General features: G+C 71.1%; 14 protein-coding genes. 7 read left to right on the top strand and 7 right to left on the bottom strand.

The window, feature by feature from the left end:
• Positions 1-7: 7 nt before the first annotated feature.
• Positions 8-325: a hypothetical protein gene (locus tag AB0D57_RS07140; protein ID WP_362067986.1), complete on the bottom strand. Its 318-nt coding sequence runs from the start codon at positions 323-325 to the stop codon at positions 8-10.
• A 231-nt stretch (positions 326-556) separates the two neighbouring features.
• Between AB0D57_RS07140 and AB0D57_RS07135 the strand changes: the two genes are divergently transcribed.
• Positions 557-976, top strand: a complete 420-nt coding sequence (locus tag AB0D57_RS07135; RefSeq protein ID WP_362067983.1) for an ATP-binding protein — start codon at positions 557-559, stop codon at positions 974-976.
• 55 nt (positions 977-1,031) lie between these two features.
• Here AB0D57_RS07135 and AB0D57_RS07130 read toward each other — a convergent pair whose 3' ends face one another.
• A complete protein-coding gene (locus AB0D57_RS07130) occupies positions 1,032-1,310 on the bottom strand; it encodes an SCO5918 family protein (RefSeq protein ID WP_362067980.1) in 279 nt (92 codons plus the stop codon).
• Positions 1,311-1,522: 212 nt separating this feature from the next.
• Entirely contained in the window at positions 1,523-1,726 is a 204-nt protein-coding gene (locus tag AB0D57_RS07125; RefSeq protein WP_010986199.1) for a cold-shock protein, read from the bottom strand.
• A 635-nt stretch (positions 1,727-2,361) separates the two neighbouring features.
• On the opposite strand from AB0D57_RS07125, the gene AB0D57_RS07120 reads away from it, so the two are divergent.
• From AB0D57_RS07120 to AB0D57_RS07110, 3 genes are all read left to right on the top strand, one after another.
• Positions 2,362-3,204 (top strand): hypothetical protein, encoded by an 843-nt coding sequence (locus AB0D57_RS07120; RefSeq protein WP_362067977.1) that lies wholly within the window; start codon positions 2,362-2,364, stop codon positions 3,202-3,204.
• A gap of 604 nt (positions 3,205-3,808) precedes the next feature.
• On the top strand, positions 3,809-4,030 hold the full coding sequence (locus AB0D57_RS07115; RefSeq protein WP_362067974.1) for a hypothetical protein: 222 nt from the start codon (positions 3,809-3,811) through the stop codon (positions 4,028-4,030).
• Between the two features lie 301 nt (positions 4,031-4,331).
• Positions 4,332-6,170, top strand: coding sequence for an alkyl sulfatase dimerization domain-containing protein (locus AB0D57_RS07110; RefSeq protein WP_362067971.1), 1,839 nt, complete (start codon positions 4,332-4,334; stop codon positions 6,168-6,170).
• A gap of 37 nt (positions 6,171-6,207) precedes the next feature.
• Here AB0D57_RS07110 and AB0D57_RS07105 read toward each other — a convergent pair whose 3' ends face one another.
• The gene (locus AB0D57_RS07105) at positions 6,208-7,551 is read right to left on the bottom strand and encodes a helix-turn-helix domain-containing protein (protein WP_362067968.1); all 1,344 of its coding nucleotides are present in this window, start codon (positions 7,549-7,551) and stop codon (positions 6,208-6,210) included.
• 152 nt (positions 7,552-7,703) lie between these two features.
• Here AB0D57_RS07105 and AB0D57_RS07100 point away from each other — a divergent pair, with 152 nt between their 5' ends.
• On the top strand, positions 7,704-7,868 hold the full coding sequence (locus AB0D57_RS07100; RefSeq protein WP_362067965.1) for a hypothetical protein: 165 nt from the start codon (positions 7,704-7,706) through the stop codon (positions 7,866-7,868).
• A 40-nt stretch (positions 7,869-7,908) separates the two neighbouring features.
• The gene (locus tag AB0D57_RS07095; RefSeq protein ID WP_362067962.1) at positions 7,909-9,162 is read left to right on the top strand and encodes an amidohydrolase; all 1,254 of its coding nucleotides are present in this window, start codon (positions 7,909-7,911) and stop codon (positions 9,160-9,162) included.
• On the opposite strand, the gene AB0D57_RS07090 is transcribed toward AB0D57_RS07095, so the two are convergent.
• The 3 genes from AB0D57_RS07090 to AB0D57_RS07080 are packed head-to-tail and all read right to left on the bottom strand — an operon-like array spanning position 9,140 to position 13,882.
• On the bottom strand, positions 9,140-10,546 hold the full coding sequence (locus tag AB0D57_RS07090) for an extracellular solute-binding protein (RefSeq protein WP_362067959.1): 1,407 nt from the start codon (positions 10,544-10,546) through the stop codon (positions 9,140-9,142). The two genes, AB0D57_RS07095 and AB0D57_RS07090, sit on opposite strands and share 23 nt — an antisense overlap.
• A gap of 35 nt (positions 10,547-10,581) precedes the next feature.
• Positions 10,582-13,512: a caspase family protein gene (locus AB0D57_RS07085; RefSeq protein WP_362067956.1), complete on the bottom strand. Its 2,931-nt coding sequence runs from the start codon at positions 13,510-13,512 to the stop codon at positions 10,582-10,584.
• A 4-nt stretch (positions 13,513-13,516) separates the two neighbouring features.
• Entirely contained in the window at positions 13,517-13,882 is a 366-nt protein-coding gene (locus AB0D57_RS07080) for a hypothetical protein (protein WP_362067953.1), read from the bottom strand.
• 223 nt (positions 13,883-14,105) lie between these two features.
• Between AB0D57_RS07080 and AB0D57_RS07075 the strand changes: the two genes are divergently transcribed.
• Positions 14,106-16,091: an Ig-like domain repeat protein gene (locus tag AB0D57_RS07075; protein ID WP_362067950.1), complete on the top strand. Its 1,986-nt coding sequence runs from the start codon at positions 14,106-14,108 to the stop codon at positions 16,089-16,091.
• Positions 16,092-16,099 lie beyond the last annotated feature (8 nt).

Raw genomic sequence — 16,099 nt, 5'->3', positions numbered from 1 at the left:
CGCAGACCTACTCGCTGTCGGTGTCGGGAACGGCCGAGGCCCGCACCATCACGCAGTCGAACTCGACCACCCGCGCCGTGGTCGCCTCGCGCGTCACCGGGTACATGCCGGTGATCTCGAACCCGCTGCCCTCGTACGTGGCGATCGACTCGCTCATCCGGGGGCTGCCCTCGTACAGCCGCAGCGTCGCGAGGTCGGCGATGCCGGCCAACGCCTTGTCCATCATCCCGTCGAGACGGCGGATCTCGATCTCCTCGGTGTCGGTCTTCGCGAACCGGAGGTAGCGGTCCTTGCCGTAATCACTGGGCGGGAGAAGGGAGTTCATGGTGTTCCAGCCCACGTGGATGGACTCGGCGGAATCCGGTGAACGGAAGATGATGCGCCAAGCGCCCCTTACGCCCTTGGCGGGTTTGTGACCTTCCTGCCCGGTTGCCGATCGTCCGGCGGGGGCATCACCCGGGTGCAGGACCGGCCGCGCACAGTTCGCGCGGGTCTCGGCCGGCGGGGGGTCCGGCCGCCGGGGACCGGTTGTCCTGGGAGGGGAAGTGAGGTTGTCATGCGTGCGCAGCAGCGCGCCGTCAGGCCGACCGCCCGTGTGGAGTACACACTGCCGCGCACGGCTGTTTCCGCCGGCAGGGCCCGCAAGTTGACGTCGGCCTTCCTCACCCGGCCGCGGCCGCGGATGGCGTCGCCGACCGCCGACCAGGTCGATGACGCCACGCTGATCGCGTCGGAGCTCGTCGCCAACGCCGTCCGGCACGGCCGCACCGGCTGTCGGCTGCGGCTGCAGGTGGGCCACGGCGAGGTGACCGTCGAGGTCCACGACGACAGCCCGGGCCGTCCCCGGGTGGGCCCGGTGGACACCGAGTCGGAGAGCGGCCGCGGCCTCGCGATGGTGCAGCATCTCGCCCACCGCCTGGAGGTCGTCAGCACCGGCATCGGCGGCAAGACGGTCCGCGCGGTGCTGGCGGTATGACCCGCCGGGCGTGTCGGTGCGGTCCCGCTGAGCCGAACGTGGTGTCCCGGCCGGACTACGCCGGTTCGGCCCAGCTCGGGACGGCGGAGCGGGTGGGCACGGCGGCCTGGCGGCAGACGAAGCCCAGGCGGGTGAGAGCGCGGGCCACCTCGACCTCGGTGAAGTCGCGGCGGTCCTGCTTGGTGATGACCTCGCCGACCTGCTTGACGGGGTAGGTGTGCGGGCCGATGACCACGGACCCGCTGGTGACGGGCTCGGGCTGAACGCCCGACATCGACTGCTCGACCTCGCTCTTGATGAGGTCGAAGGGAAAACGTGCGATCACGCAACGCATGGTGACTCCGCGGGGTGAAGTTTCCCGGCACCGGAAAGTGGGCACGGCGAACCGGAAGCGGGCACGGCAGACAAAATTCGCCGGAAATTCAATGAATCAATCCGGGCGGAACATAAAAAAAGCAGGTGGCCGGGAACCGCACCTCATGGTGCAGGTCCCGGCCACCTGTAAGCGTCGGCCGACTCAGAAGTCAGGCGTCAGCGGGTCCCGGACTAGGCGGGGACGATGTTCTCCGCCTGCGGGCCCTTCTGGCCCTGCGTGACGTCGAAGGTCACCTTCTGGCCTTCCTGGAGCTCACGGAAGCCCTGGGTGGCGATGTTCGAGTAGTGGGCGAAGACGTCGGCGCCGCCGCCGTCCTGCTCGATGAAGCCGAAGCCCTTTTCCGCGTTGAACCACTTCACGGTGCCAGTAGCCATGTCAAATCTCCTTCGGGGCAAAGCTCGTGAGTCCACACTGTGTGGACTCGCGTTGTCGCGATGATTGCCCCATCCGGAAAAAAGCGCCGGATAATTCAGAAGCGAACCAACCGGTACGGACCGGAAAGTGCGCTCCAAGACTTTGGGAACCACAACTGCAACTGATATCGACACTAGCACGCTGCGGCTCACGAAGGGGGGCGCACTATCTCACCCCACGCCGGGGAATAAAGAAATGCCCACCCGACCGGGATGTTTTCTACTACGGCCACAACAGATATCCACACCCATCAGCAACAGCATCCGTACAGGCCGTGCGGGCGACCACCCCCACCGAAAGCGACCAACACGCCCGCTGGGACCGGCAATCGCCCACCTCCCGGAGGCGACGCAGGACATCCGCCGGGCCCCGCCCGGCAGCGACCGTCGCGGACGGCCCGGCAGCGGCAAACACACCCGCCTGGAGCAGCCGACAGCGATCGGGCGTCCCGCATCCGTCTCTGCGACGCGATGCCGGGCCGTTCCTGCGGGGGGCGCGCGGTCGCTCACTCGGACGGCCCGGTGCGCTGGTGGTGCGCCGGACCCGGTGGTGGCGTGGGAGGACACATCGCGTCCGCCCACAGGAGGCCTCCGCCGTGAACCGCCCGACTCGCCGCCCCGCCTCCGCTCCGACCCCGCCCTCCCGCTCCCGTCTGCTCGCCTGCGCCTTGACCGCGGGCGTGCTGTGGTCGGCGACCGCGTGCGCGGGCTACGAGGGTTCCGGGAACGTGAACGCCCAGGCCTCCGCGTCCCCCGCGGTCATCGCCTCCCCCACCGCCACCCCCTCGCTCACCGACGCGCAGGCCACGGCAGCGCTGATCACCCAGGCCGAACTGGGCGGACCGTGGTCGGAGACACGGGGCGGGGCGACCTGGCGGGACGGTGTCCTCAAGAGCCGCACGGACGACCCCGACTGTCAGCGGCTGCTCGACGGCCTGTACGCCGAGGATCTGCTGGGCGAACCGAAGGGGCCCCGGGCCGTTGTCGGCCTCGACGAGAGCGACGGCGAGGCGCAGATGCGCTACCAGGTCGCCGCGTACGCCGGACCGGGGGACGTGGACGCGAAGCTGGCCTGGCTGAGGACACTGCCCTCGACGTGCGGGGAGTTCATGTCCACCGACGTCAGAGGCGGCCAGGCGTACGTGACGGTCGTACCGGCGAAGCTGCCCGGGGTGGGCGATGCCCGTGAGGGCCTGCGGATGACGATGAGCAGTGCGGTCGACAGCGACGACGAGGACAGCGGCGAGGGATGGACGCTGACGCTGGACTTCGCCGCCGTCCGGGTCGGCGACCGGGCCGTCTCCCTCACCAACGGCGGCCTCGGCGGCGCCGCGGAGGATTCCACCCAGCAGGCCGTCCAGATCGGCACCCAACGCCTCCAGGACATCCTCGCGGGCAAACCACCCACGGAAGCCCCCACCACCACCGAGCAGGACTGACCCCACCGAGCCGCCCCAGGGGCGAAGGACCACACCGAGCGGCCCGCCGCGGCCTTCGCCACGCTCGACGCCTACCCGGCCGACACGGTCGGCGTCGACCGGCCCTGGTCGCTCGACGGGGTGGCGCCCACGGCCGACTCGCCGAGGCTCGTGCGCGCGTACGCCGGCGGCGGCGCACCGCACGTACGCGAAGCCTTACACGGTCGCGAAGATCGCCCGGGCCGGCCGCACCGTCCACGCGGCCCACCCCGAGACCCGTACCGCCATGACGCGCCCAGGTGCGGACACGATCACCGAACTCATGCGCGGGCAGGTCGACAGCCCCGTGGCCGCCCACACCGGCACCGCGGGCCTACGCACCCATTGGCAGACCCGCTACGAGGAGAACCTCAGCCTCACCGTGGCTCTGTTCGCGGAACACCCGGCCCAAGGCAGGAAGCCTGCCCTCCCGGCCCCCCCTCCCCACCTCGGCCGAAGGCCTCTCCGCCCTCGTCCCGGAGGGCGTCCGGTCCAAGATCGTCGGCGTCTCGGCGGGTGTGCCCGAGACCACGGAACCTCTTCCGGGGCTTCCTTCCGGCCAAACAAAGCCCATACTGGCTACACGATGACGAAACCCTCCGCGCCCCGGCGCCACCTGCCCACCAGCCCCTTCGCCGCCCCGGTCGTCCCCGTGGCCAAGGAATTCGCCCTCGGAGACCGCGTCTCCCACGACCAGTTCGGCCTGGGCACGATCATCGGTGTCGAAGAGGGCATCGCCATGCTCGTCGACTTCGGCTCCCGCCAGGCCCGCATCCTCAGCCCCTACACCCGCATGGACCGGCTCTGACCTGCACCTCGCTCTCGCCGTGAAGCATCTGCGTTCCGTGAAGTACCTGCACCTCGCGAAGTAACCGGACCCGGCCACCTCACCCCGCGGCTGCTGCCTGCGCAGGTTGCCGGGTTTTCGGTGTGCGGCGGTCCAGGTGGACTTCTCGTAGCGATGCGTGACGCGCACCACACCCTGCGCATCGAGGGAACCCTAGCGCCCGGATCGGAGCATTGGTGGCGGTTCGTCACCGCCGCTCCTCGGCACCTCGAACGGCCCACCCCGCTGGCTCCGTCCCCCGCCCGCCGCACAAGCTGGCCTCATGGATGTCCCGTCGAGTGAAGAGCTGCCCTTCGAGGACCTGACCGACTTCGAGAACGCGGACCGCGGGTTCATCGCGGCCCTGGTTCCGGGGATGATCACCGACGCCGAAGGGCGGGTCGTCCAGGACGTGGACGCGTACGGATTCCTCGCGGAGGACTGTCCCGCGACCGCGCATCCGAGTCTGTGGCGGCAGGCGCGGTTGTGTGCGCGGCAGGGGTTGTACGAGGTCACCGAGGGCGTGTACCAGGTGCGCGGGCTCGATCTCTCGAACATGACCCTGGTGGAGGGCAAGCGGGGTGTGGTCGTGATCGACCCGCTGATCTCGGCCGAGTGCGCGGCGGCCGCGCTCGGGCTCTACCGCGAGCACCGCGGGCCGCGGCCCGTGACCGGGCTCGTCTACACGCACTCGCACGTCGACCACTTCGGCGGCGCCCGCGGGGTGCTGCCGCACGGGAGCGAGGGCGGGGTGCCGGTGCTGGCACCCGAGGGTTTTCTGGAGCACGCGGTCAGTGAGAACGTCTTCGCCGGCAACGCGATGCTGCGGCGGGCCACGTTCATGCACGGGGCGCGGCTCCCCAAGGACCCGCGCGGCCAGATCGGTACCGGGCTCGGCACCATCACCTCCACCGGCTCCATCGGGCTCGTCCCACCGACCATGGACGTCACCCACACCGGGCAGCAGGAGACCGTCGACGGCGTGCTGTTCGTCTTCCAGCTCACGCCGGGCACCGAGGCGCCCGCCGAGATGAACTTCCTGCTCACCGAGCAGCGCGCCCTGTGCGTGGCCGAGAACGCCAGCCACACCCTGCACAACCTGCTCACTCTGCGCGGCGCCCCGGTGCGCGACGCCCGTGTCTGGGCGCGCTACCTCGACGAGACGATCGACGTCTTCGGCGACGCGTACGACGTCGCGTTCGCGTCCCACCACTGGCCGACCTGGGGACGCGAGAACGTACGCCAGTTCCTCGGCGAGCAACGCGACTTGTACGCCTACCTGCACGACCAGACCCTCCGCCTGCTCAACAACGGCCTGACCGGCCCCGAGATCGCCGAGGAGCTGCGGCTGCCGCCCGCCCTGGAGAAGTCCTGGCACGCGCGCGGCTACTACGGCTCCGTCAGCCACAACGTCAAGGCCGTCTACCAGCGGTACATGGGGTGGTACGACGGCAATCCCGCCCACCTCTGGGAACACCCGCCGACCGAACTCGCCCGCCGGTACGTGGAGTTGGCGGGCGGACCGGTGGAGGCCCTGGTCAAGGCCCGCGCGTACGTCGACGGCGGCGACCTCCGTTTCGCCGCCACCCTGCTCAACCACCTGGTCTTCGCGGACCCGTCGAACACCGCCGCCAAGGAGACCCTCGCCGGCGTCTACGAGCGGCTCGGGCACGGCGCCGAGAACGGGACCTGGCGCAACTTCTACCTCACGGCCGCCCTGGAGCTGCGCGAGGGCGCGGCCGACACCGAATACGACACCTCGGGCTCCGAGATGACGTCCGCGCTGACCGTGAGCATGCTGCTCGACTCGCTCGCCGTCCGCATCGACGGCCCGCGCGCCTGGCACGAGCACCTGACCCTCGACCTCGTCGTCATCGACGAGCAGTGCCGCCACCGGGTCAACCTCCACCACGGCGCGCTCACCCACCGCAGCATGCCGGTCCACCACACGCCGAAGCCACACGCGGATCTGACGCTGATCCTCACCCGGCCGGAACTGCTCGGGGTGCTCGAGGGCAAGGGCCTCGCGGGCGTCGAGACGGACGGCGACACCACGCTCCTGGCCCGGCTGCTCTCGTACGTCTCCGAGCCGGACAAGGCTTTCGCGATCGTGACCCCGTAACCCCGCGCGGGTCAGCGCCGCTCGTACCGGGCGGGTGTCAGAGCGGGGGCTGGGCCGGGGCCGGGCCCAGGGTTGTTGTGCCTGGGGCCGTCTGGTGGCCCAGGCCGGTGCGGTAGGCGTCGAGCGCGGCCTCGACGCGCCCCGTGCGGCGCAGCAGGTCGCCGAGGAGGCGGCACAGGTCGGCGAGGTCGCCGGCCGCGCCCGCGCGCTCCAGGAGGCTCAGCGCGCGTACGTAGTGCTCCTCGGCGGCCTCCGTGTCCCGGGCGTCCTCGGCGATGATGCCGAGGAGGCGGTGGGCGCCGGCGGAGTGCACGGCGCCGCGCTCGGGGCTGAGGTCGCCGAGCACCTCGTGCAGGAGTACGCCGGCCTCGGCCGACTTTCCGCGCCGGTGCAGCACGTCGGCGAGTTCGACGGCGACCTGGCTGGTGTAGAGGGCGGCCCGCTTGGCGGAGAGCATGGCCTGCGCCTCTCGCAACTCACTCTCCGCCCGCTCGAGTTCGCCGTTCTGCGCGTACAAATAGCCGCGCATCCAGTGGCAGTTGGCGAGTTCGGTACGGATCTGGAGCTGGCGGTAGAGCTCGGAGGCCTTGGCGAGGGAGGCGTCGGCCTCGGCGATCCGGCCCTCGGCGATCATCGTGCGGGCGACGGAGCGATGCATGCGGGCGACGAGCGCGGGGTCACCGACCTGCGGGGCGAGGGCGAGGGCGAACTCGGCGGCCTGGGCGGCACGGGCATGCGCGCCCATGTCCATGTAGGGGGCGATGACGCCGGTGTAGAGGAGCAGGAGGGCATCCGGGTCGTGCATCCCGGTGCGGTTCAGTTCGTCGAGGGTGGACTCGAACAAATAGCAGGCGTAACGGAGTTCTCCGGCGAGGTAGTGGGAGACCGCGCGGCCGCGCAGGGCGGGTACACGGTTCGGCAGCGGGGCGTCACCGAGGCGCTGCTCCGAGCTCTCGAACCGCTGCCGGGCGGTCTCCAGGTCGCCGGTCTCCAACGCGCACTCCCCGAGCCCGAGCAGCGCGGCGGCCTGCTCGGCGACGAGCCCGTGCGTGTCCGCCTCCGCGAGGAGAGCGGCGTACTGCTCGGCGGCGACCTCGGCCTCGCCGGTGGCGAGCGTGCGCTGCGCGTCGGTGAGGCGCAGCCGCAGATCGGTGGCGAGGTGGGCGGGACGCCCGGTCGCCAGTTCCTCGTACGCCACCCCGAGCTGCCCGGCGATGTGCCGCAGCGCGGACTCGGAGGCGCGCACCCGGCCCGCCTCGAGTGTGGAGATGTAGGCGGGCGTGTACGCCGGTTCCGCCAACTGCTTCTGTGTCAGCCCGCGTTCCGTCCGCAACTGCTGCACCCTGCGCCCGATGATCTCCGGGTCGTCACGCTCCGCCATGGATTAAGCATGCCATTAACCCGACTTACGCTGAGGCAAGTTTTGACTAATATCCAACTCCCCTTGCGCCACTTGCCCTTTGACACCCGGAGCCTCTACGTTAAGCGACGGATTAAGCCTGCTTAATACGCCGCTGTTGTTGCGAGGTCGCCATGCTCCGACGTATTTCCGCGCGCTACTTCAGAGGGTTCGGTGCGGCCGTCGTCGCCGTCGCCGCACTGGTCCTGGCAGCCAACGCGGTGCCGGCCCGGGCGGAACAGCCCACGGTCCCGAACGTCCAGCAGGCCACCTCCACGTCGGGGACGACCTCGGAGTAGACCGCTCCATTCGGATGCCGGTCGGTCTTAACCTGAGCCCGTGACCTCTGCCGCCGCACGTACCGCGCTGGACCTCACCGCCGACCTGCCGGTTCCGGCACTGGAGGACTTCTACCGGGACCTGCACCGGCATCCCGAGCTGTCGCTGCACGAGCACCGGACGGCCGCCGCGCTCGCGGACCGGTTCCGGACGGCGGGGCTCGACACGGTCACCGGCATCGGCGGCACCGGTGTCGTCGGAATCCTGCGCAACGGGGACGGGCCCGTCGTCCTGCTGCGTGCCGACATGGACGCCCTCCCCGTCACCGAGGCGACCGGACTGGCGTACGCCTCCGAGAAGCCCGGCGTGATGCATGCCTGTGGGCACGATCTGCACGTCACCTGGCTGGCGGGCGCGGCCGCGGCGCTCGCGGCGGGCCGGGACGCCTGGTCCGGCACCTTGATCGTCGTCGGACAGCCCGCCGAGGAGACCGGCGAGGGCGCGGCGGCGATGATCGAGGACCATCTGTACCAGCGGTTTCCTCCGCCGGATGTGCTGCTCGCGCAGCACGCCGCGCCCGGTCCGGTCGGGTTCTACGCCCATCGGCCGGGTCTGATCATGTCCGCCTCCACCGACATCGACATCGTCGTGCACGGGCGGGGCGGGCACGGTTCGCGTCCGGAGTCGACCGTCGACCCCGTGGTGACGGCCGCCTACCTCGTGACCCGGCTGCAGACCGTCGTCAGCCGGGAGATCGCGCCGCGGGACTCCGCCGTCCTGACGGTGGGGCGGATCGAGGCGGGTACCCGCCACAACATCATTCCGGCCGAGGCCCGGATCTCCCTCAACCTCCGTACCCAGTCGGAAGAGGTGCGGGAGCGGATGATCGCGGCGATCCGGCGGATCGCGGCGGGCGAGTGCCTGGCCGCGGGCTGCCCGCGCGAGCCCGAGGTCACCGTCGGCAACAGCTTCCCGGCGACGGTCAACGACCCGGACACCGACCGCCGGGTCGCCGCCGTGCACGGCGATGTCTTCGGCGCCGGGACGATCCTCGACCCCGGCCCGGCGATGGGCAGCGAGGACTTCCCGCTGCTCGCGGAGGACGACACCCCGTACTCCTACTGGTTCGTGACCAGTACCCCGCCCGACGTGTGGGACGCGGCCCCGGGGAGCGACCTCATGGAGAAGTTCGCGGCCGTGCCCAGCAACCACAGCCCGCACTTCGCGCCCGATCCGTCCACGATCGCTCCGGGCGTACGGACGCTGGTGTCGGGGGCGCTCGCGTACCTCGTCAGTCCGGCAGGACTCTCCTGAGCGCCTTGTCCAAGTCCTTGGCCAGGGCGGCGGTATCGCCCGACCCTTCGTCGCCGAACAGCTTGCCCAGTTCCGTGGCGAAGGTCTGGGTGAAGGCGCCGTAGAGCGGGGTGCGGGGCCGCTGGACGGCGCGTTGCAGCGCGGGAAGCAGGATGGTGCGGGCGTACGCGGGACGGCCGTGGTCGTCGCGCGGCATCGGGTCGGCCCGCTCCCCGGTCGGCGAGGCCGAAGGGGACAGGGCGGGCGAGGACGCGGACGAGGCCGCGTCCGGGGTCCGTGCCGAGCCGCACGTCACGTCGTCGGCCGTGTACGCGGAGACCCGGGTGGCCGCGAACCCGGCGTCGAGCAGACAGCGTTCGCTCTCCTTCCCGGTGAGGAACCGGATCAGCTCCTGTGCCTTGTCGGCGTGCTGGGACGACTGGGTCACCGCCAGGTTCTGCCCGCCGAGCACCGCCCCGCCGGGCAGCGGAGCCACGCCGAGTTGCTTGTCGGTCAGGGACTGGTGCAGCGTGCGGTACGCGTAAGGCCAGTGGCGCAGGAACGCCGTACGTCCGTCCGCGAAGTCGGTGAGCGACTCGGCCTCGTTGGAGCGGATCGCGTCCCCGAGTGTGTACGCGCCCTGTGTACGGGCGCGCAGCTCCGCCAAGCCGTCCGTCAACTGCTGCACGGTGGCGGTGTAGTGGCCGTCGGCGTCGGTGAGGCCGACGCCGTACCCGGCGGTGGCCGCGAACGCCTCGATGCCGTTGACCGTACGGCCCTCGTACGGACCGAGCTGCGTGGTCCAGCCCTTCTCGTACCCCGTCGGCCGCTCCTTGCCCGGCTCCTCGATCGTGTCGGTCAGGTTCCGCAGCCGCTGCCAGCCGACGCCCTCCTTGCTCAGGTCGGTGTCCTGGACGTCCGCCTGCTCGAGGTGGTCCCGGCGGTAGTAGAGCAGTCCGACGTCGCTGTTGAACGGCACGGCGTACACGGAGTCGTCCCAACGGGCCGTGCTTGCCACCGACTTGATGACGTCGTCGTCGACCAGGCCGTCCGGCAGCGCGCGGATCAGGTCCGCGGCGGCGAACTCCGGCACCCATGTCACGTCGAGGTTGACGACGTCGTACTCCGCGCTGCCGGACTGGAGTGCGCCGAGGAGCTGGCTGCGCTGTGCGTCGGCGGAGCCCGGGAGTTCGACCAGACGGGCCTCGAAGCCGGTGTGCTCCTTCTTCTGCCGGTCGTTCCACGCGTCGATGAGTTGCTGACGGATGCCGCCCTTGCCGGTCACGTCCCGCCCGCTGGCCACGACGATGTCCCCGGAGGTCCCGGGGGTGGCCTCGGCGCCGGACCGCTCCGGGCCGCCGCCGGTGCAGCCGACGCCGGCGGTCAGCAGCAGAGCCAGCGCCAACGGGCCCCCGTACCTGCGGAACTTGCCGCTACGCCTCACTCGTCCCCCGTTCCCGTGCGCGCGACCTCGTCCCGCAGACCCGCCACGAGGTCGCCCTTGGTGTCCAGGCAGCGCCCGCCGCTCGCGTCGGAGATCCGCCGGTCCGGCCTGCCCTTGGCGCAGCCGCCGCTGTCCAGAGCCGCCATGACGACCGGAACGCCCTTGCCGCCGGCCGACTCGAGCAGGTCGTCCAGCCTGCCGTCCGTGGTCAGGTGGTTGTTGTCCTCGTCATCCGTCAGGAAGACGATCAGTTCGGGGCGGTCGTCGTCCTTGCCCTTGCGGTCCATGGTGTCCAGTGCCGCCCTCAGCGCGCCGTACGGATCGGCTTCCGCGTCCCGGACCACGGCCTTGCGGTCGATGACACGCTCGGCGTCCTGGCGTTTGTGGGGGCCGAAGGGCAGCAGTTCGCCGTAGGGGCTCCGGCCGGGGGAGGCGACGGCCCAGACGCCGTACTCGTCCTGGTCGCTGAGCCCGTCGAGGGACTGTTTCAGGATGCCGGGGGCGCCGCCGGGCCCCTCCCACAGGTCGCCCATCGAGCCGGAGCTGTCGAGCAGGAAGAGCACCCGGCCGGGGCCCTTCGCGTTCCGGTACTGGTTCAGGGCCGTGTCCATCACGCCTGCGGTTGCGGGGTTCGCGCGCGCGCCGGGGTTGGCGATCAGCCCGGCGACGTTCACGTTGTTCGCGCCGTTGGCGCCGGTCGCGCCGGTCGCGTCGCGGCCGGCGAGGAAGGCGCGGGAGCCGGAGGGGGCGCGGAAGCCGTCCGCGCCGAAGACGGCGAGACCACCGCGCGGCTTGCCGCCGTTGCCGCCACCACCGCCACTGTCGTCGCCCTGGTTCTCCGCGTCCGTGAGCCAGTCGTGGAACCTGCGCACCGCGTCGTCGCGCGCCGCCTGGTCGCGGTCGCCGTCGGTCCAGCGGACGCGGACGAAGGTGGGGGTGAGGCCCGGCACGTCGTCGGGGTACTCGGCCGTCCGCGGCTCGCGCGTCGTACCGTCGCAGCCGACACCGCTCACCATCAGGAACTCCGGTACGAGGGCCGCCGTACGCGCGTCCACGTCCCTCTTGTCGGACAGGGTGCAGAGCAGGTCCCCGGCCGTCGGCGAGGGCGGTCCGGTCTGGGCCACGCTCCCCTCGGCCCGGCCCACGTCGGCCTCGCCGGTGCCGTACAGGCCGATCGTGGCCAACAGCGCGGAGTCGGTGTTCGCCGGGTCCGGGCGCCGTACGTCGGCGGTCTTCTCCCGCGCCGTCAGCTTCTGCCGCAGGCCCACGAGCGAGTCGCCGGTCCGGTCCCCCGACTCGGCCTCGGCGATGTCCTGCGGCACGGAGAGCACCATCGGGGAGTACGCGAACGGCTCCGCGTCCGGCTCCAGCGTCACGTAGCTCCGCGCGACCCCGGAGGGGCGCGCCCGCTCCGCGGTCGCGGACGTGGCCGGGATCCAGATGTCGGGCTGGGGCCCGATGTCGCGCTGCGGGTCGGAGTCGCCGCCGACCGGCCGCTGCCAGGGGTCGGAGTGGTCGCGCAGGCCCGCGACCACGGCCGCCGAACCCGCGCTGTACACCGTGATCCCGCTGCGTCGGCAGCCGTCGCCGGTGGTGTTCGCCGCCGAGGTGAGATAGGTGTCGGCCGCCTTGCGAACGGTGGACTCGAGGTCCGGGTCGGTGAGCAGCCGCAGTTCCAGGGGCGGGCCGCAGGAGGACTGGTCGGACGGCGCGCCACTGAGGACGAAGTAGCCGGCGAGGCCGACGCCGGCGAGGAGGCTGAGGACGACGACCACGGTGACGGTCGGGTTCGAGGTCCGGGACCGGATGCCGGCCCGGATACGGGACAGTGCCCGGGGGACCCTGGCCGCGGGCCCCGCCGTACGGCGGCGGATCCGGTCGGCGGTGGCTCCCCCACGCCAGGGGTGTCGGAAACCGTGAACACTTCGGGCCGAAGTGTTCACGGTTTCCGAGGAGGGTCCCCCCGGCAGCGGATTCGCCGACAGCGTCGTACGGGGACGGCTGGGCCCCAGGCGGGCGAGCACGCGCCGCCTCCACCAAGGCGGGAGCCCGGGCTCCACCACCGTCGAAGACCCGGACCCGGACCCGGGTTCGAGTCCGAGTTCGCGTCCGGACTCAGGTTCGGGCTCGGGCTCGGGTTCCTTTGAGGCCGACCCCCGTTCCCGTACCCCCAACAGCACGTCCACCGCCGGATTCTCCGTCCGGCTCTGCGGCTCCCAGGGCTCCCCGCGTTCGGTCCTGTGGTGGGTGGACAGGTACGTCCTGAGCGCCTCCGAGACGGCCAGGAAGTGGATCTCGTCGTCCTGCCCCTCGATGCCCTCCGTCAGCAGTTCCGCGAGCCGCGCGGTGAACGGCGTGGCCGTGTCGCCGTGCCCCGCGTCGATCCGGTGGTTGGCCTGCACGCTCATCAGCACGGAGACGCGCCGTCGGACATCGGGCCGCTCCACGGCCTCCCACACCCGGGCGGCGTTGCCCGCGTTGCAGCAGTCGAGGACGACCACGATCCGCTGCGCGCGGCTGTTGGCGAGGAACCTCAGCACGTTGGTGAACGGAGCGGCGCCCTCGAACCCCGCTGTCTCGCCCCGGACGATCTCCGCGTCGCGCATCTGGAGCCACAGCTCGTCGCCCGCGCTGGGCACGGCGCCGTGTCCGGCGAAGTAGAGCAGGAGCAACCCCTCCGCGGTGTCGACGGCCGTCCGCAGCGACTGGCGGAACTCGCCGAGCCGCGGCGACCGCGCGACGGTGATCTCGCTCGGTCTGACGACTCCGCCCCGTTCCAGTGCGCGCAACAGCACGGAGAGGTTGTGTGTGACGGCGGGCAGCGGGCCCGGGACGCCATGGCGGTGCTTCGGCCGCGTGAACTCGTACTCGGACACGCCGACCAGCAACGCCCGGTTCGGTTTCCCCCGCGGGTCGAAGCGGTCCACCCGACTACCTCTCGTCGGGGTCCACGGGATCGACGTGGGCGGTGGGCGGATCGCCGCTCTCCACGGAGCCGCGGTTGTCGCGCCAGGCCCCCACGGCGCTCGTCACCCGCGCCAGCAGATCCTTGAAGACCGCCTCCGCGGCCGCCCCGACCAGCACCAGCACGATGTCCATGCCGACGCCCATGGGCGTGCCGCGCTCATCGGTCCCGGCGCGCTCCTCGATTCTGAGGTCCCCGCCGGCGATCAGCTCCTCCAGCGGTTTCTCCCGCTCCAGCCACTTCTTCAGGGCGCCGACGTCACTGTCGCTCGCCGTCCCGTCCAGCCGCACGCGGATGGCCCGGGGCGCCGCACCCTCCCCCTCAGCAGTCATGACACACCATCATGGCAGCGCGGGCGCCCCCGGGGGAGGCTCTCGACAGAGGTGAGGGGAGCACTCCCCCGGCGCTCCCGGGACCCCTGTGCCCCCTGTTGTCAGTGGCATGACTTAGTCTTCGCTCATTCGCCACAAGCGGCTCACAGGTCACGCACGACCGGAACACGGCCCGCATCGGTGGCGCCCACATTTTCATTCGTACCGGGGGGTTCGAATCAGCGTGCGTATGCGCACTCTTCCCATCGCCACGGCGTTCGCGGTCGTCTTCAGTTCCGCCGCCCTGGCCATCGGCACGGTCACCACCGCGGCCGCCGACTCCACCAAGATCCTGCCGGTCATGGCGACCGGCGACCTCGTGGTGGACGGCATCCACCAGCACGTCTTCGTCAGCGACCCGCGCAACGGCAAGATCGTGGTCACCAACTACAGCGGGACGGTCGTCAAGCAGGTGACGTCCCTGCCGGGCGTCACCGGCCTGGCGCTCTCGGCCGACTCGGGCACCCTCTACGCCGCCGCGCGCGACGACGACTCGATCGTCGCCATCGACACGGCGACGCTGACGGAGTCCGCGCGCTACCCGACGGGCACCGACACCGAGCCGGAGTACCTCGCCACCGCGGGCGGCAAGATCTGGTTCGGGTACGGCACCACGGACAACGGGAACATCGGCTCCCTCGATCTGACCGGCGCCGAGCCCGTCATCACCCTGGACCAGGACGCCGCCTCCGACTGGCGGGACGCCCCGCGCCTGGCCGCCACGCCGGGCGCGCCGAACGCGCTGGCCGCGGGAGACCCGTCCTCCTCCTCGCTGCTCGCGGTGTACGACGTCGCCGCCGGCACCGCGGCCCGGACCGCGTTCATCGACCACAACCACGGTCACACCAACGACCTCGCGTTCACTCCGGACGGCAGCAAGGTCATCACGGCCAACGGGGACGACCGCGACTGGGTCTGGCAGACCTCGGACCTCTCGGCGGCCGGCTCCCTGCCCACCGAGCACTACGCCAACGCCGCCGCCGTCGCGCCCGACGGCACCGTCGCCGCGGGCTCCGACTCCTGGTACGACCCGGATGTGCACGTCTTCACGCCGGGCTCCACCACCCCGGTCCGGCAGTACGACTTCCCGAACACCGGTGAGCACAGCGGTTCGGACGTGCTGGCCGCCGGCGCGCTGGCCTGGCAGCCGGGCGGCACCGGCCGTCTGTTCGCGGTGTCGTCCAACAGCGAGGGCGTGTACTCGCTGCGGGTCCTGGACGCCCCCACCAAGTCGAAGCCGACGCTGACGGTCACCGCGCCCGCGAGCGCGACCCGCGCCAAGTCCCTCACCGTCAGCGGCACGCTCACCGGGACCCTGCCGCTGCCCGCCGGGACCCCGCTCACCGTCACCCGCACCGACCTGGAGTCGCCGAACGGCAAGTCGCTCGGCACCAAGCCCCTCGGCTCCGGCGGCAAGTTCTCCTTCAAGGACACCCCGCCCGCGGGCGGCAAGGTGAAGTACAAGGTCTCGTACGCGGGCGACGCCACGCACACCTCCGCGTCCGGCGCCTGGACGGTGGACGTCTCGCGCGCCTCGACCTCCCTGACGCTGAACAACAACCGCAAGGTGTACGCGTACGGCGCCGACGTGAAGTTCACGGCGCACCTCGGCTCGACCTACAAGAACCGCTCGGTCCAGATCTACGCCGACCCCTACGGCGGCGACAAGCCCAACAAGCTGGTGAAGACCGGCAAGGTGAACTCGTCCGGGAACCTCTCGGTGTGGCTCGACCTCAAGCGCGACGCCAAGATCACGGCGAAGTTCACGGGCGACTCCCGCTACAAGCCGAAGACCGTGAGCGTCACCGTCGGCGCCCGGGTGAAGGTGTCCACGGCGATCAGCGGCCAGTACAAGAAGAAGTCGGTGTACGGCCAGACGTACCACTACTTCCACAAGTCCAAGGACCCGCTGTTCACCACGACGATGACGGCGTACCCGAACCGTCAGCAGCAACTGCAGATGGAGCTCTACTACCAGGGCACCTGGTACGACGCCGGCAGCCAATACTTCAAGCTGGACTCCGCGGGCGTCTCCAAGGTGCGGCTCGACGGCACCCACGAGACGGGCTACCGCATGCGGGTGCGCTCCTCGTACTACAACAACACGTCGGGCGACAGCGTGAACTCGACGACGCACGGCGCCTGGAAGTACTTCATCTTCACCAGCTGACACCGCAG

This window comes from Streptomyces sp. NPDC048275 (genome assembly GCF_040652275.1).
Taxonomy (GTDB): Bacteria; Actinomycetota; Actinomycetes; order Streptomycetales; family Streptomycetaceae; genus Streptomyces.
The sequence above is the reverse complement of the archived record's forward strand: the minus strand, read 5'-3'. Positions and strand labels throughout refer to the sequence as shown.